Consider the following 1,258-nt stretch of genomic DNA (forward strand, 5'->3'; position numbering starts at 1 on the left):
GTTTCCAATCCACATTACCTTCATATCCTAATAAATCTTTCTTATGACGAATAACTACCCCGCGATCCATACCACGATTTTGTAGCATCTTCACGTCAAAATTATCTCGTTTTAATTCGCCACCCCAACGATTAACAAATGAATTGTCTTGACTAGAATCCAATAATGCTTCCACAGGATTTTTACGGACAATACGTGCACTGGCTATCTTTGGTACATCCGAATAAAACTGAAAAGGATGCTTATATTGGCATCCTGCTGACATACGATTCATTGCTCCATTACCATTTGTTGCTTCAGCGAAAATGTCTTCAATTAGATTTTCAGTTAAGTCATAAAAAATGTGATAACATTGTGCTGTAATCTCACCCATACTGACTTTAGGCGCTGCCACTCGAAATAGTTGTTCACCATCCGGAGTTGGAACTTTAATGATACTCATTCCCTCTATTTCCAGACCATGCGGTGCAAACAATGGGTAACTAAATGAAAATAAAAATAAACCATTGAGTTCTTCCTCAACAGTTGCGTTATAAATATTTTTATCTAAAGCCCCTATACCATTGTGTGTAAAATCCGTCTCATTTGGTTTATATAAAGTAATCATTTATATCTCCACCTAGGTCGAATTTCCATAAATTGAATTGATCCTGACCACTCTATTTTATTTTCTCCCATGTTGAATATAGGGAACTGCCCAACCATTTTATTATTCATTGATATGGTATCGGTATATGCTTCAAGTACTTCTGAATCTATGACAACAGAACCATTCACATCTTTTATTTGAAAAGAGACGTCATTGATTGTTATACGGAAAGTACCGTTTCCCACAATCCAAAACTTAGGATCAGATTCAATTGTACCTGGATTATAAATTACATCAGGTTTGGTGAGCTTTAGATTTACATCCTCTGTATATTCAAAGGGATCTAGTGTGAAATCCACCTCAAATTCACCATGCTCCTCAATTTCAGTTGTGATGTCTCCCATTTCAACATGCTTAATCTTCCGATGTACATCGTCATCTGTGAAAAAAAGTGTTTTCCCTTGTAATAACCAAGGTTTTGCACGTCTTATGAAAGGTTTAATATTTTCCCTTTCCAACATATTAAATTTCACCTTAAAAGGGACATTTTCATATGCCCCTTTCTTTGTAAGTGAACCATGTCGTCCTGGTATTTCTATATGTTCTACCTTTTGTTTTGCGGTTGGAATCACTGGACGACCTACTAAACCTAATCCGTAACTGCTTGCT

At 36.2% G+C, this 1,258-nt stretch carries 2 protein-coding genes; both read right to left on the reverse strand.

Annotated elements, in window-relative coordinates:
• Positions 1-607, reverse strand: a 607-nt coding sequence (locus ACQGS6_RS28800; RefSeq protein ID WP_426966054.1) for a phage tail spike protein, incomplete at its 3' end; no start/stop codon positions are given.
• Positions 604-1,258 (reverse strand): phage tail protein (locus tag ACQGS6_RS28805; RefSeq protein WP_426966055.1); only part of this gene is annotated, 655 nt, incomplete at its 5' end. The genes ACQGS6_RS28800 and ACQGS6_RS28805, both read right to left, overlap by 4 nt.

The organism is Bacillus sp. GMs2/2, assembly GCF_050172095.1.
GTDB classification, from domain to species: Bacteria; Bacillota; Bacilli; order Bacillales; family Bacillaceae_G; genus Bacillus_A; species Bacillus_A cereus.